Origin of the sequence: Bacillus sp. SA1-12 (assembly GCF_000981385.1) — a bacterium.
Classification (GTDB): domain Bacteria; phylum Bacillota; class Bacilli; order Bacillales; family Bacillaceae; genus Metabacillus.
The window spans coordinates 25062-46928 of sequence record NZ_LATZ01000013.1 but is presented as its reverse complement, the minus strand read 5'-3'; the positions used below and the strand labels follow the sequence as shown (position 1 = coordinate 46928).

General features: G+C 38.1%; 19 protein-coding genes. 11 read left to right on the top strand and 8 right to left on the bottom strand.

The features are described from left to right. Positions 1-159: 159 nt before the first annotated feature. Complete coding sequence (gene glpK, locus WQ54_RS10445) at positions 160-1665, top strand: glycerol kinase GlpK (RefSeq protein ID WP_046516032.1); 1506 nt, start codon at positions 160-162, stop codon at positions 1663-1665. A gap of 78 nt (positions 1666-1743) precedes the next feature. On the opposite strand, the gene WQ54_RS10440 is transcribed toward glpK, so the two are convergent. Then, a complete protein-coding gene (locus WQ54_RS10440; protein WP_046516030.1) occupies positions 1744-2127 on the bottom strand; it encodes a cytochrome-c oxidase in 384 nt (127 codons plus the stop codon). Positions 2128-2372: 245 nt separating this feature from the next. Beyond that, on the bottom strand, positions 2373-2693 hold the full coding sequence (locus WQ54_RS10435) for a thioredoxin family protein (RefSeq protein WP_046516027.1): 321 nt from the start codon (positions 2691-2693) through the stop codon (positions 2373-2375). Between the two features lie 273 nt (positions 2694-2966). On the opposite strand from WQ54_RS10435, the gene WQ54_RS10430 reads away from it, so the two are divergent. From WQ54_RS10430 to WQ54_RS10420, 3 genes are all read left to right on the top strand, one after another. After that, a complete protein-coding gene (locus tag WQ54_RS10430; protein ID WP_156177867.1) occupies positions 2967-3692 on the top strand; it encodes a GTP cyclohydrolase II in 726 nt (241 codons plus the stop codon). Next, a complete protein-coding gene (ribD, locus tag WQ54_RS10425) occupies positions 3685-4776 on the top strand; it encodes a bifunctional diaminohydroxyphosphoribosylaminopyrimidine deaminase/5-amino-6-(5-phosphoribosylamino)uracil reductase RibD (protein ID WP_084821958.1) in 1092 nt (363 codons plus the stop codon). Before WQ54_RS10430 ends, ribD begins: the two co-directional genes overlap by 8 nt. A gap of 752 nt (positions 4777-5528) precedes the next feature. Next, complete coding sequence (locus WQ54_RS10420) at positions 5529-6314, top strand: carboxylesterase (RefSeq protein WP_046516022.1); 786 nt, start codon at positions 5529-5531, stop codon at positions 6312-6314. 442 nt (positions 6315-6756) lie between these two features. Here WQ54_RS10420 and WQ54_RS10415 read toward each other — a convergent pair whose 3' ends face one another. Then, positions 6757-7626, bottom strand: a complete 870-nt coding sequence (locus tag WQ54_RS10415; protein WP_046516019.1) for an AraC family transcriptional regulator — start codon at positions 7624-7626, stop codon at positions 6757-6759. Positions 7627-7764: 138 nt separating this feature from the next. On the opposite strand from WQ54_RS10415, the gene yicI reads away from it, so the two are divergent. From yicI to WQ54_RS10395, 4 genes are all read left to right on the top strand, one after another. Further along, complete coding sequence (yicI, locus tag WQ54_RS10410; RefSeq protein WP_046516016.1) at positions 7765-10086, top strand: alpha-xylosidase; 2322 nt, start codon at positions 7765-7767, stop codon at positions 10084-10086. Between the two features lie 264 nt (positions 10087-10350). Continuing rightward, positions 10351-12153: a sensor histidine kinase gene (locus tag WQ54_RS10405; protein WP_084821956.1), complete on the top strand. Its 1803-nt coding sequence runs from the start codon at positions 10351-10353 to the stop codon at positions 12151-12153. Next, a complete protein-coding gene (locus WQ54_RS10400) occupies positions 12146-13672 on the top strand; it encodes a response regulator transcription factor (protein WP_046516015.1) in 1527 nt (508 codons plus the stop codon). The genes WQ54_RS10405 and WQ54_RS10400 overlap by 8 nt, the downstream gene beginning before the upstream one ends. 252 nt (positions 13673-13924) lie before the next feature. Beyond that, entirely contained in the window at positions 13925-15598 is a 1674-nt protein-coding gene (locus WQ54_RS10395) for an ABC transporter substrate-binding protein (protein WP_046516013.1), read from the top strand. 71 nt (positions 15599-15669) lie between these two features. On the opposite strand, the gene WQ54_RS10390 is transcribed toward WQ54_RS10395, so the two are convergent. Next, complete coding sequence (locus WQ54_RS10390; RefSeq protein ID WP_046516010.1) at positions 15670-16653, bottom strand: multidrug resistance efflux transporter family protein; 984 nt, start codon at positions 16651-16653, stop codon at positions 15670-15672. A 184-nt stretch (positions 16654-16837) separates the two neighbouring features. Here WQ54_RS10390 and WQ54_RS10385 point away from each other — a divergent pair, with 184 nt between their 5' ends. Continuing rightward, positions 16838-17359 carry a YfiT family bacillithiol transferase gene (locus WQ54_RS10385; RefSeq protein WP_046516008.1) on the top strand — a complete coding sequence of 174 codons (522 nt, stop codon included), beginning with the start codon at positions 16838-16840 and terminating at the stop codon, positions 17357-17359. A 184-nt stretch (positions 17360-17543) separates the two neighbouring features. Continuing rightward, on the top strand, positions 17544-18170 hold the full coding sequence (locus tag WQ54_RS10380) for a LysE family transporter (protein ID WP_046516005.1): 627 nt from the start codon (positions 17544-17546) through the stop codon (positions 18168-18170). A 213-nt stretch (positions 18171-18383) separates the two neighbouring features. On the opposite strand, the gene WQ54_RS10375 is transcribed toward WQ54_RS10380, so the two are convergent. Beyond that, complete coding sequence (locus tag WQ54_RS10375) at positions 18384-18845, bottom strand: divergent PAP2 family protein (protein WP_046516001.1); 462 nt, start codon at positions 18843-18845, stop codon at positions 18384-18386. A gap of 142 nt (positions 18846-18987) precedes the next feature. Then, positions 18988-19569, bottom strand: coding sequence for a TIGR00730 family Rossman fold protein (locus tag WQ54_RS10370; RefSeq protein ID WP_046515999.1), 582 nt, complete (start codon positions 19567-19569; stop codon positions 18988-18990). A 171-nt stretch (positions 19570-19740) separates the two neighbouring features. Here WQ54_RS10370 and WQ54_RS10365 point away from each other — a divergent pair, with 171 nt between their 5' ends. Further along, a complete protein-coding gene (locus WQ54_RS10365; RefSeq protein WP_046515997.1) occupies positions 19741-20295 on the top strand; it encodes a peptidoglycan-binding protein in 555 nt (184 codons plus the stop codon). A gap of 121 nt (positions 20296-20416) precedes the next feature. On the opposite strand, the gene WQ54_RS10360 is transcribed toward WQ54_RS10365, so the two are convergent. Both WQ54_RS10360 and WQ54_RS10355 read right to left on the bottom strand, forming a co-directional pair. Beyond that, complete coding sequence (locus tag WQ54_RS10360; protein WP_046515993.1) at positions 20417-21280, bottom strand: hypothetical protein; 864 nt, start codon at positions 21278-21280, stop codon at positions 20417-20419. Continuing rightward, positions 21280-21801 (bottom strand): RNA polymerase sigma factor, encoded by a 522-nt coding sequence (locus WQ54_RS10355; RefSeq protein WP_046515992.1) that lies wholly within the window; start codon positions 21799-21801, stop codon positions 21280-21282. Before WQ54_RS10355 ends, WQ54_RS10360 begins: the two co-directional genes overlap by 1 nt. Positions 21802-21867: the final 66 nt, after the last annotated feature.

Sequence of the window (21867 nt, the reverse complement as noted above, 5' to 3'; positions counted from 1 at the left end):
CCAAAGCGGGAATGGGGTGCACATTCAACAAGCATGAATGAGGGATAAGGAGGAAATAGGTCAGTCAGCTTGAATGGAGATTTCATTCAAAACAATAAAGGAAATGGAATAAGAAAAGGGAAGTAATATAAAAAGGATGAGAGGCAGGAGGAAGAACAGATGGAAAAAAAGTATATCTTGTCATTAGATCAAGGAACAACAAGTTCAAGAGCGATTCTTTTTAATAAAAGTGGAGAAATAGTTGATATCGCACAAAGAGAATTCAAACAATATTTCCCTAAGCCAGGCTGGGTTGAACATAACCCTCAAGAAATTTGGAGCTCCATTTTAGCAGTTATAGCAGAAGTCCTTACAAATTCAAATGTTTCAGCAAAAGAAATAGCTAGTATAGGGATTACCAACCAACGTGAAACAGCGGTCGTGTGGGACAAGGAAACAGGCCGCCCTGTTTATAATGCTATTGTTTGGCAATCGAGACAAACGGCTGACATTTGCGAAGAGTTAAAAGAAAAGGGATATAATGATTTATTTCGCAAGAAAACAGGTTTATTAATTGATGCTTATTTTTCAGGCACTAAGGTGAAATGGATTCTTGATCATGTTGAAGGTGCAAGAGAACAAGCAAAACAAGGAAAACTGTTATTTGGAACGATTGATACTTGGTTAATTTGGAAGCTTTCAGGTGGCAAAGAGCATGTCACAGATTATACAAATGCTTCTAGAACACTTATGTACAATATTTATGACTTAGCATGGGATGATGAGCTGCTTGAAATATTAGATATCCCAAAAGCAATGCTGCCTGACGTTCGCTCATCTTCTGAAGTTTATGCCAAAACGGTTGATTATCACTTTTTTGGTGAAGCAGTTCCGATCGCAGGTGTAGCAGGAGATCAGCATGCTGCTTTATTTGGACAAGCTTGTTATGAAAAAGGAATGGCTAAAAATACGTATGGTACAGGCTGCTTTATGTTAATGAATACAGGTGAAAAGGCCGTTCCTTCTGAAAACGGACTGTTAACAACGATCGCTTGGGGAATAGATGGAAAGGTAGAGTATGCTCTGGAAGGCAGTATATTTGTCGCAGGGTCTGCCCTTCAATGGCTTCGTGACGGGTTGCGTATGATTGACAATGCACCTGCAAGCGAAGGGTATGCTTCAAAGGTTGAATCAACAGATGGTGTGTATGTTGTTCCTGCTTTTGTTGGCTTAGGCACACCATATTGGGATAGCGATGCACGCGGGGCGATTTTTGGGTTAACCCGCGGAACGACTAAGGAACACTTTATCCGCGCTACCCTTGAATCACTTGCCTATCAAACAAAAGATGTGCTCAAGGCGATGGAGGCAGATTCAGGCATTGAATTAAAAAAATTACGTGTTGACGGCGGAGCTGTTAAAAATAATTTCTTAATGAATTTTCAAAGCGACCTATTAAATGTCGCAGTTGAACGTCCTGTGGTTAATGAAACAACAGCATTAGGAGCTGCTTATTTAGCCGGACTTGCTGTGGGCTTCTGGAAGGACAGAGAAGAAATAGAGAAGCAATGGCAGATGCAAAAATCGTTTGAACCGACGATGGGTGATGAGCAAAGAAATTCATTGTATGACGGTTGGAAACAGGCTGTTAAAGCCACGATGGGGTTTAAGCCAAACAAAAAATAAAGAGTTGTCTTTCTAGATAATGTTAACTTATTGAAAAAGGGAAGCGGGCTGCTTTCCTTTTTCAATAAACAACTATTCTTAACCGCGCAGATTTTCAGTCTTTACATGACGGAATACATTTATTAAAAATAAAATAATGCCTAATAACACTAGATTTGAACCTATGATTGGCAGTATGGTTAGTCCTTCATTTTGTAAGTAAACAATTAAAAACACACCGCCGGTTAAAAATGGAGTTCCAATATTGTGGAGCCAAAAATGTGCTTTTGCTAAGCCGGTTTCCCCTGCTCTCGGATAAAAATGATAGATTAGCCCGAATAACGCCATAGAAGCCCAGCCAAGCAGGTTTACGTGAGCATGCACAGATGTAAAGCTGAAATTATGAGTCATTCCCATGACGTACCCGATGGATACTCCAATGACTAAATAAACAACAGCAATCTTAAAAAATTTAGCCCCCACACAATCTCCTCCTTTAAATAAATCTTGTATAGTTTACAGTTTAATCCGGTTGTTTAGAACTATGTTGAATGTAAAAACAAATCTTTTGAACTGTTTCAAATGCAGGTATATTTGGTTGGTTTATTGATGACTGAAGGAATTGAATAGAAAAGAGACTGACACTATTCACATAAAGTGGATGCGTCAGTCTCTTAGTTCTTCTCCAAACTTAAAGGACAGTAAAATCCCACTGCTTGAAGTCTAATTTATTTTAAATTCTCTGATAGAAACTCAATGACTTGATCTGGTGTTTTAGCATTTGCACTATGTAGATGTGCTTGCTTTTCACCATTCTTAAACACCAATAGGCTTGGGATGCCCATGACAGTATATTTTTCAGCAAGCTCAGGGAATTCATCCTTGTCGATTTGGTACATCGTTACACTACCGATTTCCTCAAATACGGTCGGTAAGAACATGTCCATTCGTTTGCAATCAGGACACCAGTCTGTAACGAACTTTAAGACAACAGGTTCCTTGCTGGATATTAATTCTTCAAATTGATCTTCACTTTTTACTAGTTCCATTGTTATCACCTCCAAAACCTATTGTAACCAATAAGCTAAGAAAAAACAGTAATCCAGCTTTTAAGTTTTGCTATAATGTCTTAGCAAGATTGCGGGTTTTGTGAAGAAAAGGCAGATGCGAAATGCTTGACGCTTTAAACTTGTAATTATATACTAACTTACAATAAGTAAGTTTTCAACGTGACGTCAAAACGTTTATATAAAGCGGAATTTTACTAAAGAGGAGGATGTTTCATGATCATCGAAGCAATAACTAATAATCCGTTAATAAAAATGAAGGAAAAAATCAAAATTGTTCCTTATGGTGACGGATCGATTTTTCTGGTAGGACCCATTCATTTACCTGTTCAGCTCGACGGAGAAACGGCGTTTTTTAAATGGTATAGCTGGTTAGTAGTTGAAGATGACGGTTTAAGCCAATCAGACAGCAAGATCGACGATTTGATAAAATACCTTCCACAAGCTCAGTTAGCAGACAGTCAGCAATCAAGTGTGTTAGTATACGGTGATTTTGAGAAAGCAGAAGAGGCATTGATTCGCATGCATAGTATTTGTCATACAGGAGATATCTTTGGAAGTAAACGATGTGATTGCGGCTTTCAATTAAAACAGTCAATGAAAATGATAGTTGAGCACGGAGCAGGAGCGCTTTTTTACCTGGCGAATCATGAGGGACGGGGGATTGGATTATTTAGTAAAGCACTTGCGTATCTTCTTCAAGAAGAGGGGCTTGACACGGTGGAAGCAAATGAACAATTAGGTTTTGAGGATGATGCAAGAAGCTATGATGAAGCTATTAGTGTTTTGAAAGCATTACGTCAACGACCTGTAACCTTAATAACAAATAATCCTAAAAAACTTGAAGCACTTAAACATTCAGGTGCCAATCTTTCTGGCAGAATTCCTTTATGGGGAGATATTTCAGGATATAATAAACATTATCTAGAAACAAAAATGAAAAAGGCGGGTCATTTTAGAGGAGGCTATCCAATTGAGTGAACATGAGTTTTATATGAAATTAGCCATCAATAATGCAAAAGCAATGAAGGGACAGACAGATCCAAATCCGCTAGTCGGGGCTGTTGTCGTTAATCATAATCGAATCGTCGGAGTTGGAGCCCACTTAAAAGCAGGAGAGCCTCATGCAGAAATTCATGCATTACGAATGGCTGGAGACCAAGCGAAGGGAGGAATTATTTATGTCACGCTTGAACCTTGCTCCCATCATGGTCGTACTGGTCCATGCGCAGAGGCGATTGTAAAAGCTGGGATTAAAAAGGTGGTTGTCGCGACATTGGACCCGAATCCAATCGTTGCTGGAAATGGAATTGCTATCTTAAAAAATGCAGGTATTGAGGTTATTGTTGGGATTTGTGAAGAAGAATCAATCAAAATGAACGAGGTTTTTAATAAGTTCATTGTGAAAAAACAGCCGTTTATTACTTTAAAATCCGCAACTACGCTTGACGGCAAAATCTCGAGCTCAATCTGGGATAGTAAATGGATCACCTCTGAGGAAGCGCGGAAGGATGTTCATCAACTGCGTCATGAGCATGTAGGGATATTAGTAGGAGTGCACACCGTTATAAAGGATGACTCTGAATTAACAACTAGAATCCCGAATGGAAGGAATCCAATTCGAATGATTTTAGATAGCACACTGCGCATCCCTTTAGATGCGAAAGTGGTGAAGGACCAACAAGCACCTACATGGATTTTTACATCAAAGAACCATGATAAAGAGGTAAAGAAAAAACTTGAACAGTTAGGCCATCATGTCTTCGTCACAAGCGGAGAAAAACGTGTTGATATCCATGATGTGCTTACCATTTTAGGAGAGCACTCCGTTTCATCTGTGCTGATTGAAGGCGGAGGTGAAGTAAATTCCTCCTTCCTGAAGGAACAATTGGTCGATAAACTCGTTCTCTATATGGCACCGAAATTAATTGGCGGAAAACAAGCTCCTGGATTTTTCGCCGGTACAGGGATTGAAAAAATGGCCGATGCGATTGAACTTTCTGAGATGGACGTACAAATGATCGGAAAGGATTTCAAATTTACAGGATATCCGGTCTATAAATAATGCATAAATAACTTGAGCCATTTAATTTTGTTAATAGGAACTATATAGAAATAGAAAATGTCTTTTACAGTTGAAATATCACATTAGCAGTAACAGTTATTATGGGTAAAAAACGCTCACAGCAAAGGAAATCCTTTGGCATTTTTATAATTTCTTATTCCAACTGTGATTCAAAAGGCAATAACCCCTTCAAAAAGAGGTAACTGTCCAATGGAAAGACTCTATTGGACAGTTACCTCTTTAATCATTAAGTAATCGTCCAATAGAAAGGCTCAAAAGGACAAACCTCTCTTTATTCAATATGTAACTCAATAGAAAGGCTTAAAAGGACAAACCTCCCTTTATTCAACATGTACATGTTCAATAGAAAAGCCCTAATGTACAAGACACTCTTTATATCCTGCAATCTGAATCAATTATGAGTTTTTGCATTTTTCTGTTGATGGCCAGAGTTTTGGGGAAATGGGGCATAAATACATTTGAAGTCACACCTTATTTAACATAGTGACAGAAGTTATTGTTACCATACCAATTCATGTGTGAACGCACTTAGTGTTAAATCATGATTCATCTTATTTCTTTCAAGGTGATGCTTAAAAAATGACCAGTTAAGGTCTTGGGAGGATGTTTTTTCCTATGGAAAAAGACTTGCTATAATCATAAAGATAGAGTAATATAAAACCAAGTAAACACATAAGAATTATAAAATTAATTATAAATATAAATAAACGTTTGTTTAAGGAGGAAAAGAAATGAGCATTGAATTACACCCAGTTATTAATGGTGCTGAAAGTTTATTTATTCCAGGAAATAAGATAGGTGTAGTACTTTGTCACGGATTTAATGGCACACCGCAGAGCATGCAATATATTGGAGAGCAGCTTTCCAAGTGTGGCTATACCGTTTCAATTCCTCGTTTAAACGGACATGGTACACATTATTTAGATATGGAAAAAAGCTCATATGAAACGTGGATAACGGATTTACAAAGGGCATACCGTGGTTTAAAGAAGGAATGTGAAAAGGTATTTATTGTGGGTCAATCGATGGGAGGAGCTTTGACCTTACAGGTGGCAGCAAATAATCCAGATGTGGATGGAATCTTCCTCATCAATGCAGCTGTAACAGATGTTAGCTATAAAGAATTTCGCGGTATAATGGAGCCGCGATTTGTTGAAGAGGGTTCTCCTGATATAAAAAAACCTGCTGTTTTTGAAATTACGTATGATAAAGTGCCAGTGAAAGCGATCCATCAGCTATTAGATTTAATGGATGATACAAAAATGAATGTTTCAAAAGTAACTTGCCCAACGATCATTTTTAAGTCAGCCGCCGACCATGTTGTACCTCCTGCAAACTCAGAGTTTATTTTTCAGCATGTCAGTACGTCTAAGAAAAAAATGATTGTACTTGGAAATTCATATCATGTGGCGTCAATGGATTATGATGCCCCATATATTGTGGATAGCATTGATCACCAGATTAAGAATCTAGCAACTAGTCAAATAGTTAAATCAGCAGTAGCGGGACTTGCATAAGGAAGAAAAAGTGGATAACTACATAGGTTATCCACAAGATATTCACATATCAACTGTTTTATCCACAGAAATGTAAACACTTTACATGGAATTTGTTTTGAATAGTTGTAAGGCAGCAATACCTTTTGGTAGCAGCTGCCTTTTTTGTATAGAATATTTCAGTGTCTGGATAGCAAAGAGCACCTTTTATTCTAAATATTTGCCCGAGTCTATTTTAGACGCATGTGCATTATGTTCATTCCAATCTTAACGGGCAGTAAAACCCCGCTTCAATATTCAATTGGGATTAAGGAGCAAGGTTGTGGATAACTGCCCGTATAGTTCCATAATTTTATTTAACCCTGAGTGAGCGATGGCTGACTATAGGTCGTTGCGTCTGGGTGATAAGCAGGTTCTTTTACTTCCTGTATTTCGAGAAAACCCCACTTATGGATGTCTCACTTTATAACTTCCGAAATTCAGATGGTGTACAGCTTTTTTGCTGTTTAAAGGTTTTGATAAAATAACTTGGATTATCAAAGCCAACCTCCATTGATACATCTATGATTCGACGGTCTGTTTCTCTTAATAGCTTTGCAGCTTTATTTATTCTAAGTGTGTTCATATATTCTACAGGAGTCATTCTGACAAATGCCTTGAAAAACCTGCTAAAATGGCCCTCACTCATTTGAACGATGCTGGCGAGCTCTTGAATCGTTAATTTCTCATGATAATGCTGTTCAATGTATTGAATAACCTGTTTAATCCGGTTAATTTTAACCGAATCCTGTTGGTTTTTCCCTTTATAATCCCTCTGATTGTTTTTGATCATATCGGCTATAAGCAAGAGTAGGTGAGCCTTAATTGAGAGTTCATAAACAGGCTCTTTACGATGAAACAACTGAATAATTATCTTCAGAGAAGTTAACATCTTCTCCATCCATTGGACTTCACCCTGAATGATGCCGGGAGTGAAGGAATTTGGACTGCTAATAAAATCAATGAACTGATTTTGAATGGTGTCATATGAATTGCTGGTAATAAGATCAGCATGAAAGACAATCGCATGTAACTGAAATGGCGTATTGTCGATAGGATATGCTGAGTGGAGCTGTCCGCTTGGTATAAAGAGCGCTTCACCCGCGTTAAGGGTAAGAGATTGTTCGCCGATTTGAAACACAGCTGCACCTTCCTCCATATAAATGAATTCCATCTCAGGATGCCAATGGCAATTAATAATCGCATTTCCACTTACATAATCAACCATATAGACCTTTAATGGAAACATAGAATTCCCGTGCAACCGATCCTCTAACAATCGATCATTTTCCAAATTTCTTCACCCCAATTAAAAAAGATCAGAATTGTTATATAAAATAACAGAAATCATCAAGATTAGCTCGTTATTAATCATTATTATTATAATCAAGAATAAGCTTGTATTCAATCGTATTGAAAGGGTGATCCAGTTATGAAGTTTTCAGATGGGCAATGGTTAACGAGGAAGGAATACCAACTTATCAGTGCCGTAGAGGTACATGAAGTGATTCAGCACCATCATTCACTTACTGTCCTTGCATCACCAAGGCAAATAGTAAACCGTTCGGGCCAGCTTGATACACCATTACTTGAGGTGAATTTTTCAGCGCCTTTAAATGATGTGATCCGTGTTCAGATTTATCATCATAAAGGCACAAAAAAGCGGGGGCCGCATTTTGAGACGAACAAACAAGATGGGCATGCAGTTTTAATTGAGGAAACGGAAGCTGTGGCATCGTTAACGAGCGGAGCTTTATCGGTAAAGATTCAAAAAGAAGGAAATTGGGAAATTACGTATGAATATAACGGTGAAAAAATAACATCAAGCGGTTATAAAAGTATCGCTCATATTCTTTCACAGGATGAAAGCGTGTACATGAGAGAGCAGCTTGACGTAGAACCTGATGAATATATTTATGGGCTAGGTGAACGATTTACACCATTTGTAAAAAATGGCCAGGTGGTAGATATTTGGAACAAAGATGGAGGAACAAACACAGAGCAATCTTATAAAAATATTCCTTTTTATCTATCAAATAAAAATTATGGTGTGTTTGTGAACCATCCTGAATTGGTGTCGTTTGAAATCGCATCGGAAAATGTTTCAAAGGTGCAGTTTAGTGTCACTGGACAGCATCTTGATTACTTTTTAATTGGGGGTTCCTCGATGAAAAAGGTGATTGAAGGCTATACCGAATTAACAGGAAAGCCAGCTTTACCTCCGGCATGGACATTTGGTCTATGGTTATCAACTTCATTCACAACGAATTATGATGAAGCAACTGTCAATCAGTTTATCGATGGCATGGCAGAGCGTGATTTACCAGTTCATGTTTTCCATTTTGATTGCTTCTGGATGAAGGAATTTGAGTGGTGCAATTTTGAATGGGATGAACGAATCTTCCCGGAACCAGAACAAATGCTGCAGCGCTTAAAGGACAAGGGCCTGAAAATATGTGTTTGGATTAACCCATATATTGCTCAGCGTTCCCGTTTGTTTGATGAAGCAGTAGAAAATGGTTATTTGCTGATGAAAGAAAATGGTGATGTTTGGCAGTGGGATTTATGGCAGCCGGGGATGGGGGTTGTTGATTTTACCAACCCTCAAGCTTGTGAATGGTATGCCAGCAAGCTTCGCCGCCTTGTACAAATGGGCGTTGATAGCTTTAAGACAGATTTTGGCGAGAGAATCCCGACGGATGTCATTTATTATGACGGTTCCGATCCGATGAAAATGCATAATTACTACACATTCCTTTATAACAAAGTTGTCTTTGATGTATTGGAAGAGGAAAAAGAAAAAGGAGAAGCTGTTTTATTTGCACGTTCGGCTACTGCGGGAAGTCAGCAATTCCCTGTACATTGGGGAGGAGATTGTGCAGCTACTTATCCATCAATGGCTGAAAGTCTGCGCGGCGGCTTGTCTCTGGGCATGTCAGGCTTTGGATTTTGGAGTCATGATATTGGCGGGTTTGAAAGCAATTCAACGGCTGATGTATATAAGCGGTGGATTGCGTTCGGTCTTTTATCAAGCCACAGCCGCCTTCATGGCAGCAGATCCTACAGGGTTCCATGGCTGTATGATGAGGAATCCGTTGATGTTCTTCGTTTCTTTACGAAACTTAAATGCCGATTAATGCCATATCTTTACAAGCAGGCAAATGAAGCCGCTGAAACAGGAGTGCCAATGATGCGTTCCATGGTATTAGAATTTCATGAGGACCCATCCTGTGCGTATTTAGACCGGCAATACATGCTTGGTGATTCACTGCTGGTGGCCCCTATTTTTAATGAAAAGGGATTGGCGCATTACTATCTGCCGCAAGGGAAGTGGACCAATCTATTAACTGGTGAAAAGGCAGATGGTGGTGTATGGCGGAAAGAACATCATGATTATTTAAGCATCCCATTATTTGTTCGGGAGAATTCAGTGATTGCCATGGGCTCTGTTTCCGAGAAACCAGATTATGATTATACAGATGGTGTTGAGTTCCATTTGTTTGAGCTGGGTGAAGGAAACCGTACAGAAACCTCCATTTATTCTGAACAGAAGAAACAGGAAGTGACATTTTCGGCAGTAAGAGAGTCAACTATTATGACATTAGAAGTTACAGAAACGGATAAACCTTGGAGTGTGCTATTGCGTGGAATCGATCAAGTTGTCTCAGTAAACGGTGCAAAAGCAGAAGCCAATGAATTTGGATTAAGATTGCTGCCTGACGAAGGTGTCACAACAATTGAAGTTAGATTGTAATTAAGGAAAAACAGCCCCTGCATGGTCACCATGTGGGGGCTTTAATGGCTATTTTCATAGACTTTGTTGTTAGTAGAATAAAGAAAAATCAGAGCATAAATGATTATCATTCGTAATGGAACTTATTTTTCCATTCACTAATTTTAACATGAAAACTTGTTAAAAATGGTACGGATTCTTTTTCCTACGGACTTTTACCTATACGATATAATAGAACTAAACATTTTAAATTTGTAAGCGCTTACTATCCAAGGGGACCTCACTGTGAGAAAAAATATCGAAATTTTATTTATTAAGACCATAAATAATATGAAATTACGCGACAAATTAATTTTTACATTTATTGTTGTTGTTTTTATCCCGATTATGGTTGTTGGTTTATTTTTAACCTATGAACTTAGAGATAATGCTGTAAAGGATGCAATTGAGCAATCGCAAGTGAATGTGGAGCGAGTAAAAAAGAGGACAGCAGAAATCTTAAATGTACCTATTTATATCTCAAATAATCTGCAATTTGACCAGAGATTGAGTGAGTTAGTCAATACCTCCTATAAATCAACCTATGAAGTGGTTAAAGCCTATCGTGATTACCGTACGTTTGATTATTTTTTACAGTACTACCCGGAGATTTACAATATTAAGTTTTATATGGACAATCCAACTTTGATTAATAATTGGGAGTTTATCCCGGTAGGGGAGGAAGAAAGGAACCTTTTTTGGTTTGGCCATTCAGTAAGTGAACCAGGATTTAACCGTTGGTACTACCTTGCAGATGAAACAAAAGCTAACCATTATTATTTAAGTCTAGTAAAAAGGATTAACTTTTTAGAGCAAAAAACACACGGAACTCTCGTTATTACAATTGATCCTAGACAATTAAAAAAGATATTACAGCAGGAGCCCTTTTTGACGATGATCGTAGATGAAAGCAATTTTATTATTTCTGCCAATCAACCACACATCGTTGGAAAAGGGTTATACGAAATCATTGATCCAAAGCATAAAATTAAAAATCAACCAGCAGTCATAAATGGAGAGATAAACGGCGAATCATCACAAATTATTGTTGATAATCTTCTCCCTGAGATGAGTCAAAACCAGCTTAGGATTATTTCTATTGTAACGGACAAGCATATCGTGAAGGATGCAAATAAATTAAGTATGTTGGGAGCAGCGGTAACATTAATTGGAGTAATTATTGCTGTTATTTTAATCACCTCTGTTTCATGGCTTCTATCAAAACGTCTTTCAAATTTAAGTCAGAATATTAATCGCCTTTCCGCAGGAGATTTATCGACCAGGATTGTTGTTGATGGCGATGATGAGATTGGTCAATTATCCAAGCAATTCAACAATATGGTGGAAAATATCCACGGACTGATCGATCAAGTAGAAGAAACGACGAAACAAAAAAATGCTTTAGAGATGAGTCAAAATGAAATCAAGCTAAAAATGATGGCGAGTCAAATCAATCCGCATTTTTTATTTAACACTCTTGAATCAATTAGAATGAAGTCCCATATGAAAGGCGAAAAGGAAATAGCGAAGGTGGTAAAACAGTTAGGAAAGTTAATGAGGAAAAGCCTTGAAGTTGGAGGCAGCAAGATTCCGTTAAGCAGCGAAATCGAAATGGTCAGATGTTATTTGGAGATTCAGAAATTCCGTTATGAAAATCGCTTAAACTATGAGCTTAGCATTGATCCACTCTCTGAAAATATGAAAATTTTGCCGCTTATTATTCAGCCTTTAGTGGAAAATGCCGTTATCCATGGATTAGAAGACAGAGAAGATGGCGGAATGATCCTGATAAAAACAAAAGTAATTGCGGAATTTTTAACGGTTACCGTGGAGGATAACGGGAGCGGGATGAAAGAAGAAAGATTAAATGAAATTATTCATATGTTAGCTGAACATCATGAGGGAAATGGCAATAGAATTGGTTTGCTGAACGTTCATAATCGACTGCAGCTCACTTATGGTAAACAAAGCGGGCTAATGATTGATAGTCAAGAAGGGAAAGGAACAAAAATTCAGTTTAATATGCCGCGGGGGGATGAAAATGTATAAAGTGATCATTGTTGATGATGAGCCAATGATCAGGGAAGGATTAAGAACACTAATACCATGGGGAGAATTTGGATTTCAAGTAATTGACATAGCCAAAAATGGCCGGGACGGCTTAGAAAAATACAAGCATCATTCACCAGATTTAATGATTGTTGATATTCGCATGCCGGAAATGGATGGCCTGAATCTAATTGAAAAGATAAGAGGAGAAAATAAATACGTGCATTTTATTATCTTAAGCGGTTATGCCGATTTTGAATATGCAAAAAAGGCGCTTGGTTGTCAGTGTGATGGCTACTTATTAAAGCCGCTTGATGAGGACGAATTAATCGATTGTTTAGGGGTGGTTTATAAAAAACTGCAAGACAAACAGAAGCTTCATCATTTAATTGAAGATGATTTTGGAAAAAAGCGTGAAGAGTTCTTAACCAACCTTTTAAAGGGAGTGGATGAATTTACTAAGCTGGAATTTGACATGCGTTGTCAGCGATATGGGCTAACATCCTCTGCATATCAGGTATTCATGGCTTCATTAAAACACCACCATGACATAAAAGATAAGGTGAAAACACTAATCGAAAAAAATAATCGCGGATATGTTCTAGTGAACAAAGGGAAGCTTATCATTCTTTTTAAGGATGATTTTCTCTCTAAATATAGATGTGATAAACAATATCTTCAGCTTCTTCACTTTATGGAAGAGTTCCATCTGCTGCCTTCAATCGGTGAAAAAGTCTACAAGCCAAAGGATATTCATCAATCATATAAAACCGCTGCCATCCTGCTTGAAAGGGAATTTTTCCATATGGGAGGACCATTGATAACAAGCCAGGTGTCAAAAGATTTATCTGATACTGCCTTTGAGGCTATATCTGAAAGCAGGTTTCCTACTGAATCCTATGTGGAAAGGCTGTATTATTCAATTGATATTGCCAATATCGAAGCATGTGAAAAAATCGTCATGGAGCTTGTCGATGACCTAATTGGCCGAAATGAGTCGGAACAGGAAGTAAAAAAGCATGTATTTCACCTATACACTGCGACATTTAATAAGCTTCTGCTAGCAAACGAGAAAATGCATTCCGTTCTTTACCCGCTGGGGTCAAACGGTGGTGACATCTTCGCGATGCAAAGCATTCTAACAATCAAGGAATTTATCCTGAACCAGTTTAAAAAAATGATCAAGTGTTTTGATAATGGACAAACAGATGTGACGCTCAAAAAAATGACCGATTTAATCCACAAGGAGTTTAATCAAAACTTACGATTAGAAACCTTAGCAGATGTATTTAACTACAACAGTGCTTACTTAGGAAAGCTTTTTAAAAACCATACAGGTGAATACTTTAATACGTATCTTGATAAAGTAAGAATCGAAAATGGAAAGCAGCTGTTACTAAAAGGCTACAAAGTCTATGAAGTTGCAGAAAAAATAGGATACGCAAATGTTGACTATTTTCATCGCAAATTCAAAAAATATGTTGGCCTCTCCCCGTCCTCCTTTCGTAAGGAAGAATAAAAAAGCAGGGGGACAGTCCCCAACTAACAGCTTCACCTCTAATATTGACCTGAATTCTCTCTAAATCTAGCGGGTATTGATAAGGTTAAAATTTCGCTATGATAAAAGTGTAGATCGGAGGGGATGGGTTAGAGGATGAATAGAAAGCGCATTCAGAAAAAGCGGTTTTTTAGAAGCACGACAGAGTGTATGAGTCATAAATAGGTTGAAATGTGCTATCACTTATAATGGCGAATAGGGGAGAAAATAAACATGGGTGGAAAAACACAGAAAATAGTCGCCAGTCTTCTGCTGACATGTGTTCTAGCGATTACAGGCTGCAGTAATGAAAGTGCGTCGAAAAATAAGACAGACAGCAGGAGTTCAGATGGTCCGGTTACCTTCTCTTTATTCAGTGCCGATCCACATTCACAGTGGGATAATATGGAGAGCCCAGTAAGCAAAAAAGTTATTGAAGAAACAGGTGTAACAATAAATGCTGAATTTGATGTTGGCGGTGGAGAACAGAAAATTCCGTTAATGGCTGCAAGCGGAGAATATCCAGACTTAATCTTGCCGAAGGGTTCTGCAGGTACATTAGTTGAAGCAGGAGCTTTAATTGATTTAACAGATCTGATTGAAGAGCATGCGCCTAACCTAAAAAAGATATATGGTGAATATTTTAATCGTTTAAAGTGGAGTAATGAGGACCAATCAATCTATATCTTGCCAACTTCTCCAGTTGATCATACGTATTGGACTCCTGGAACGGGCTTTATGCTCCAGCATGAAGTTGTAAAGGAATTAGGCTATCCCGAAATCAGAACGGTGAAGGATTTTGAAAATGCAATAAGAGAATACAAAGAAAAGCACCCAACAATCGATGGGCAGCCGACACTTGGCTTATCTTTACTGGCCGATGATTGGAGAATTATGATTTCAACAACCAATCCGGCATTTTTCGCTACCGGTGCATCCGACGATGGAGAGTTTTATATTAACCCGGAAACATATGAGGCAACAATGCACTACCGCAGGCCGGATGAAAAGGAGTACTTCCGTTGGCTGAATCATATGAATGCGGAAGGGTTATTAGATCAAGAAAGCTTTGTGCAAAAATATGATCAATATTTAGCAAAAATCTCATCTGGCCGTGTTCTGGGGCTGATTGACACTGATTGGGAAGTTGCAGATGCTGAGCGTGCACTCAGGGAAGCAGGAAAGCATGAACGAATGCATGGCATGTACCCTGTAACATTGACTGAAGAATATAAGCATCCTAACTTCCAAGATACAGGTTATCTTGGCGGATGGGGAATAGGAATTTCTGTTGATTGCGAAGATCCTGTCCGAGCGATAAAATTCCTTGATTACTTAGCATCAGAAGAAGGGCAAATTCTACAGCAATGGGGAATTGAAGGAGAGCATTACGAAATTGTTGACGGTAAGCGCCTCATCTCTGAAGAAGAGATGAAAAAACGCAACAATAATGCAAACTATGTAAAAGAAACCGGAATTGGTGTCCTAAAAGGTTTTGCCCCTTATTATGGGGATGGTGTAACAGATTCAACAGGACAAACATATTCAATTGCAAGTCCTGATCAAATTAAAAATTCCTATACAGATGTTGAAAAAGAAGTTTTAAATAATTATGGAGTAGAAATGTGGAAAGACTTCTATCCGCAAAAGGAAGAATTCCCAGTGAAGCCATGGGGAGCAGCCTACAATATTCCTGTTGAAGCTGGCTCGGATTTAGAGGTTATAATGCAAAAATCTTTAGATATAGTGAAAAAACGGATCCCAGAGGCCATTCTTGCTAAACCAGAAGACTTTGATAAAGTGTGGAACACTTTTATGAAGGATTTAGAAAAAGCAGGTGTAGAAGAGGCAGAAAAGGAATACACAAAGCTTGTCAAAAAACGTGTAGAGCTTTGGAAGGCCGATTAGGAACTATGTTCGAATAAGAAAAAAGCTCGCAAGAGGCGAGCTTTTTTCTGTTATCTAACTCCAAAGCTCTCTTATGAAAATTGCTTTGAAGCACCTTTGTTTGGTGACACCTTTACTTGATTTGTCCGTGACACAATACTATGCAGCATCATCCCGACGATGACAAATAGGATTCCTGCTAAAGAAACCGGAGCTGGAAGCGGTGCTTGGAGAAAGAGAATCTCTCCAATCAGGACAAATAGTACTTGAACCGATTGTGTAGCTTCTACAGCTGCAAGCTTTGCCATATTATGTTGCACTAAATTTGTCGCTTGGAAAAATAGCAGTGTTGCAATAAGCCCTGAGCAGATTGCTACTAAAAAAGATTGGAAGGTCTGTGTTTTCGTTGGAGGTCCGTCTGTTATGATTCCAATAATAGCTAAAACGATCCAAAAAGGCAGACTTCCTAAAGTCATACCAAGTACGCGCTGAAAAACATCTAATCTCCCTTCACAAATCACCATCATTTTTCGGTTCCCAAGAGGGTATGCAAAAGATGCAATCAACACTGGAATAATGGTTAAAAGCATTGGCTTTAATGATAATTGTGATGCATGTTCATATTGCATGACGGCAATGCCTGCAATAATAATGAATGACATACAAAGGCCTTTCAATGGGATTTGCCCTCTAATTTTAATTGGTCCATTTGCGGTCTGTCTTTCTTCATAGAACAAAGGAACAAGGAGCGAGCCTGATAGAATCGTGATTTGCCAGGTTGCAGCGACAAGCCATCCTGGACCATATGCACCTGCAAAGCAAATTGGAGCGTAAAAAAGGCCAAATCCTACAGTTCCCCATAAGAACCATTGACTAGGATTTTTTTTCAGTTCTTCCCATAGTGCCAGCCAATTTTTCCGCCAAAACACGAGCAGAAACAAAAATGGAACCATGAAAAAATAACGCAGTGAAGCACTCCATAACCAGCTTCCTCCTGAGAGTTCCATTGAGCGATTTAAGACAAATGTAAAGGCAAAAAAGAAAGAGGAACAAACCCCGAGTAATATAGCTCTCAAAAGATCACCTCAGTTTACTTGTTTAAACCATACATATTTTGGTTATCAGGGTTATCATACTATAAACCTACCTATATGAACACGCAAATGTTTCATGGTTTTCTAAAAGATGGTCTTTCCTTGTATAAAAAGAGTATAGGAAATATAATCAAATTGTAAGAAGTAATTAAGGGAGAGTGTGCAGATGCGAAAAAGCCTTCAATATCCAATCGGAGAGTTCAAAGCCCCAGAACGCTTAACAAATGATGACATTGCACAATGGATTTTAGACATTGAAGAAACCCCAGAACGATTAAAAATGGCATTAGCAGGCCTATCACCGCAATTAATGGATACGCCGTACCGCCATGGCGGCTGGACCGTAAAGCAAGTCGTGCATCATCTTGCCGATAGTCATATGAACAGTTATATTCGCTTTAAACTTGCCCTTACTGAAGATAAACCTGCCATCAAAGCGTATGATGAAAATTCATGGGCTCTCTTACCCGATTCTACGGAGCTGCCTGTAGATGTCTCCGTTCAATTACTAGAGTCCCTCCATATTCGGTGGTCACATTTGCTAAGGTCAATGAGCAAAGCTGACTATGATAAACGCTTTTATCATCCGGGAATGGGTAGTTTTATCTCATTAGCTACAACTCTGGCATTATACTCCTGGCATGGAAGACATCATATCGAGCATATTAAGCTCGTAAATGTACATTAAGTAAACAAAAAATCAGCCTTTGGGCTGGTTTTTTTTATTAGATGTAAGAGTTATATCGTAGTAGTTTAAGATATGAATAGCATATTGGATCATGTTTTCCCTTTGGAAAAATAAGTGATAATCTCCTTGTTTATGAATAAAATGTACAAGCATCACAAATTGTTGTAATTCTGGGGGAAAATGAATGAACGTTATTATTAGCTACATTTTTTTGGGATTATCATTAGCAGCACCGATCGGTCCAATTAATGCTGCCCAGATTGACAAGGGAATTAAAGGCGGATTCATACATGCATGGCTAGTGGGGTTAGGAGCCACAACGGCAGACCTAGCTTATATGTTAGTGGTGTATTTAGGGTTAGTGCATTTTTTAGAAATTCCATTTATGAAGGCATTTTTATGGCTTTTTGGCTTTTTTATCTTAGTTTATACAGGAATAGAAAGCCTGTTTGGGGCTAATAAAATAACGATACATAACCAGAGAACGCAAGTTACGTATTCAAAATCATTTTTCTCAGGTTTTTTTATGTCTTTGGCAAATCCGCTTACTATTATGTTTTGGCTTGGAATATATGGCTCAGTATTAGCAAATGCAGCTGCCTCCTACAGCACAAATCAACTGATTGTTTATAGCACAGCCATTTTATCAGGTCTGCTGCTTTGGGATTTTACGATGGCATGTGTAGCAAGTACCTTCCGTAAATTTTTAACAAATCAACTGCTTATTGCTATCTCTATCATATCGGGTATATCGTTAATAGGCTTTGGCTTATATTTTGGATACCAGGCATTCAAATTGCTGACAAACTAACATATAGAATAAGGATGACTCAGCAGGAACGGACAAAGATCGCCCGATCCTTAGGTTGAGTCATCCTCTTTTTAAAAATTAAGAAAGAATAAAATTTATACCTAGTTTTGGTGTCTGATTCCAAGCCTTCCTCTTACTAAATTGAGGATAAATAAGCCTTCTATTCATGAGTGGCTTATTGGACCAAGGCAGAGCAAGGCGCTTGCTCCTTTCTTATCTTCTTGCTTCTAACATTGAGCTAACTAGGCCAATCAAAATTCCTAATAAGGCTCCGCCGGCAACCTCAGCAGGCTGATGGCCTAAAAGCTCATTCAATTCCTTTTCTTGTTTTACATGAAATAAACCTGGCATATGACCTGAAAGTACTTCTATATCAGCATCAAGATCATTGACTATTTTCGCAATTTCACCTGTATGTCTTCTTATTCCTTGTGCATCATACATAACGATGATTCCAAATATGACCGCTAAAGCAGTATCAGTTGAACCCCACCCTTTTTTTGCCGCTACATAGGTTGCTAATGCAGATACTCCTGCAGAATGGGAGCTGGGCATTCCGCCTGTTGAGAAGATTGGCCGCCAATCCCACACACCATTTACCCTTTTATTGGTAAAAATTTTTAATCCTTGAGCAATTCCAATCCCTGAAAGTGCTGTCCATATCCCTCGATTCATTAAACCTCACCTCTAGTATGTAGTGTTTAACAAATCATTGATGATATTCCAAGATGAAGGAATTAAATTTTTTAGGTTTAATCTCATCGGGATATGTCTTTTCTCGTCAAGTTTAGACAAATTATTTCCCGAAAAATATTCCTTATGTTTGTTCGCGATTTATCCATTTTGTTAATTTTGGCGGCTCGTAATGCCTAAATTTTTCGATGAGTTGATGAGGATCTGTTTCGACAATTATCATGGAGTGATATTCTGATCTTAAAAATTGTTGTTCGATCATATGGTCAAAAAAGGAGAGAAGCTTATCATAATAATGTTGGCTGTTTAGCATACCGATTGGCTTTTGGTGTTCACCTAATTGGGCCCAAGTATAGACCTCGAAAAACTCTTCCATCGTTCCAGGACCGCCAGGCATCGCGATAAAACCATCTGATAATTCTTCCATTTTCGCTTTACGCTCATGCATTGTATTTACAATAATCAAATCTGTTAAACCCGTATGAGCGATTTCCCTTTCCATTAACATTCTTGGAATCACACCAATTACCTCTCCGCCCGCTTGTAATGCAGCATTGGCAACAGTTCCCATAAGGCCAACCTTTGAACCGCCATAGACCAAGGTAATTCCTTCTTTTGCCAACTGAGTGCCTAGTCGTTTTGCATCATCTGTATACATTTGCGATGCTCCAGAACTTGAACCACAAAAAACACTGACTCGTTTCAAGGTTTTCACTTCCTTTAATAGTATGAGTAAAATAAATTGAGTTATATACAACTCAAGTGTACAAGGTGTCTCCCAATTAATAAAGAGACTGTTTGATTATTTCATCAGAACATGAAATTCGTGAAACATTCTTCCATTTGCTTCCGTATTAAGTAAAAAGGAGGAGTTGGAATGGGGAAAATAATCACATGTTTGGTAAGTTTGGTATTCGCTGGGAGCATCTGCATTGGACAAGCATTTGCAGAGGAGGCCTTAGACCTTCCCCCTAAAGATTATTCTGATCAAAAGCAAGCAACGGTATCCCAATTAAGCAGTACAGCCTATTATTATGTAAGAGCATTTAGCTGCAATGGAAGAAGTTCCTGGACAAAGGAAATACAAACAGAATCATCTGGTTTTACGTGGATTGTTGGACAGGGCTGGAAGGGGTATATTCAGACAGGCTCCTCTGGCGGCAGAACAATTGGTGTCGTATTAAATAATACAAAGATAAATTTTGATTTTCCTTATCTAACAAAAAAGGGATATTCAGGGAATAATCGTACATATGTAAAGGGGATACAATCTGCTCTGAGCTGCTTAGGATATGAGCCTGGGGCAATAGATGGAATCTTTGGGACCAAAACAGAGGCTGCTGTAAAAGCATTTCAAAATCGTAAGGGGTTGAAAGTTGATGGAATTGTAGGGAAACAAACCTATCATTATTTATCCTTTGCAACAGGATAATGACTGTACGTAAAAGCAAAGGGTCAGACCCCTTAAACACAATATGTAGGACTAACAGTTTGAGTGTAAATTCCTATATATTGTGAAAGGGGGAAGCCCCTTATCCTTTATGCCGTTCAAACTATTTTGACTCATCAACAATCCTTGCTCCTTCAGGTGCGATAAAATCAAATAAGCGATGATTTTTTTTAACCTTCATCATTTCAAACTTTTTTAACCCTCCCCATTCCTGGCGCTTACCATTGTAAATTTCAACCTCTTTAATAAATAAACTAGAATCCTTATCAAACCAATATTCTCTTTTTACATGCTGCCCTTCTTTTACTAAGTAAACATTGGCCTTTCGATTTAAATACATTTTTTCACCCAGATAGGAAATGTTTTTTGGATCGATGTTTCGGAAGAATTCAACTTCATAAGGAATTCCTTCATAATCAAGTTCTTTTAGAACAAACAAGTTATCCTTTTTTGAATAGGATGCTAAATACATTTCATCTGATATCGAGTAGTTGCCATTTTGATACTCTTTTCTCACTTTTTGTCCCGAAACGTATACATAAACAGTTTCCCCATTTTGCAGGTTCTGTTCCATATAAATTATATTCTCTGTTGTTGCACTATCCTCTTGATGATTCAACGGCTTTTGGCCATTTAAGAAATGGTCGATGATCACTTCGTTTAATGCCTTTTTAATTACAGCTTTTACTGGCGGAGTATTCCATGCACCGACAATCAAAAGTAAAAGAGAAGCACAGGTGAGTAATGCCGTTTTAAAGATTCGCTGATACGATTTTTTCTTGATGCCAGCGACATGAACTTGTTCTTTTTCAAGAATGATATCTAGCCCTTCTTCTAATGTTAAGTAGCGATTAAAGTAGAGTTGACAGTCTGAGCATTGTTCAATATGCTCTAACAGTTGATTCTGATCTTGTTCGGACAATTGCTCAAATGTAAGGATATTCTCATGAAACTCTTTACAGGTCATTACAGCACCCCCTTTTCGATAAGGTGATCCATCATTTTTTTTCGGCCGCGGAAAATCTTCGTTTTTACTTTTCCTAACGAAAGCTTCTTCTTTTTTGAAATTTCCTGATAGGAATAGCCTTTATTCCGAAGAATGAATATTTCTTGCGTTTCCTCATCAAGCAGGTGGAAGACTTCATTTATATACTGAATCTTTTCCCTGGTAAGCAGTGTATTTTCTGGAATCTCTGACCCCTGAGGATAATGAGATTGATACATTTCATTTATATTTTGCTGTAGATCTTGCTGCCGCTTTAGTTTTCTTAGATGGTCATAAGCAGTATTTTTCGTAATAATGGTTACCCATGCTTCCAGATTTTTAGGCAACACATAATCCTTCTTTTGAAAATATGTATAGATTTTTAGACTGGCATCTTGAACAATGTCATCTACCAAAGAGGGGTTTTTAATAATATTCTTGGTTATTTTGATAATTTTTGATCTGTTGGCTTCAAGTATGTTTGAAATGCTTTGTTTGTCCACGCTTTTCTCCCCCCTTGCCCCATAATGAAAGACGACTAAAAAGATAAGATGTTTCGTTTATTCAAT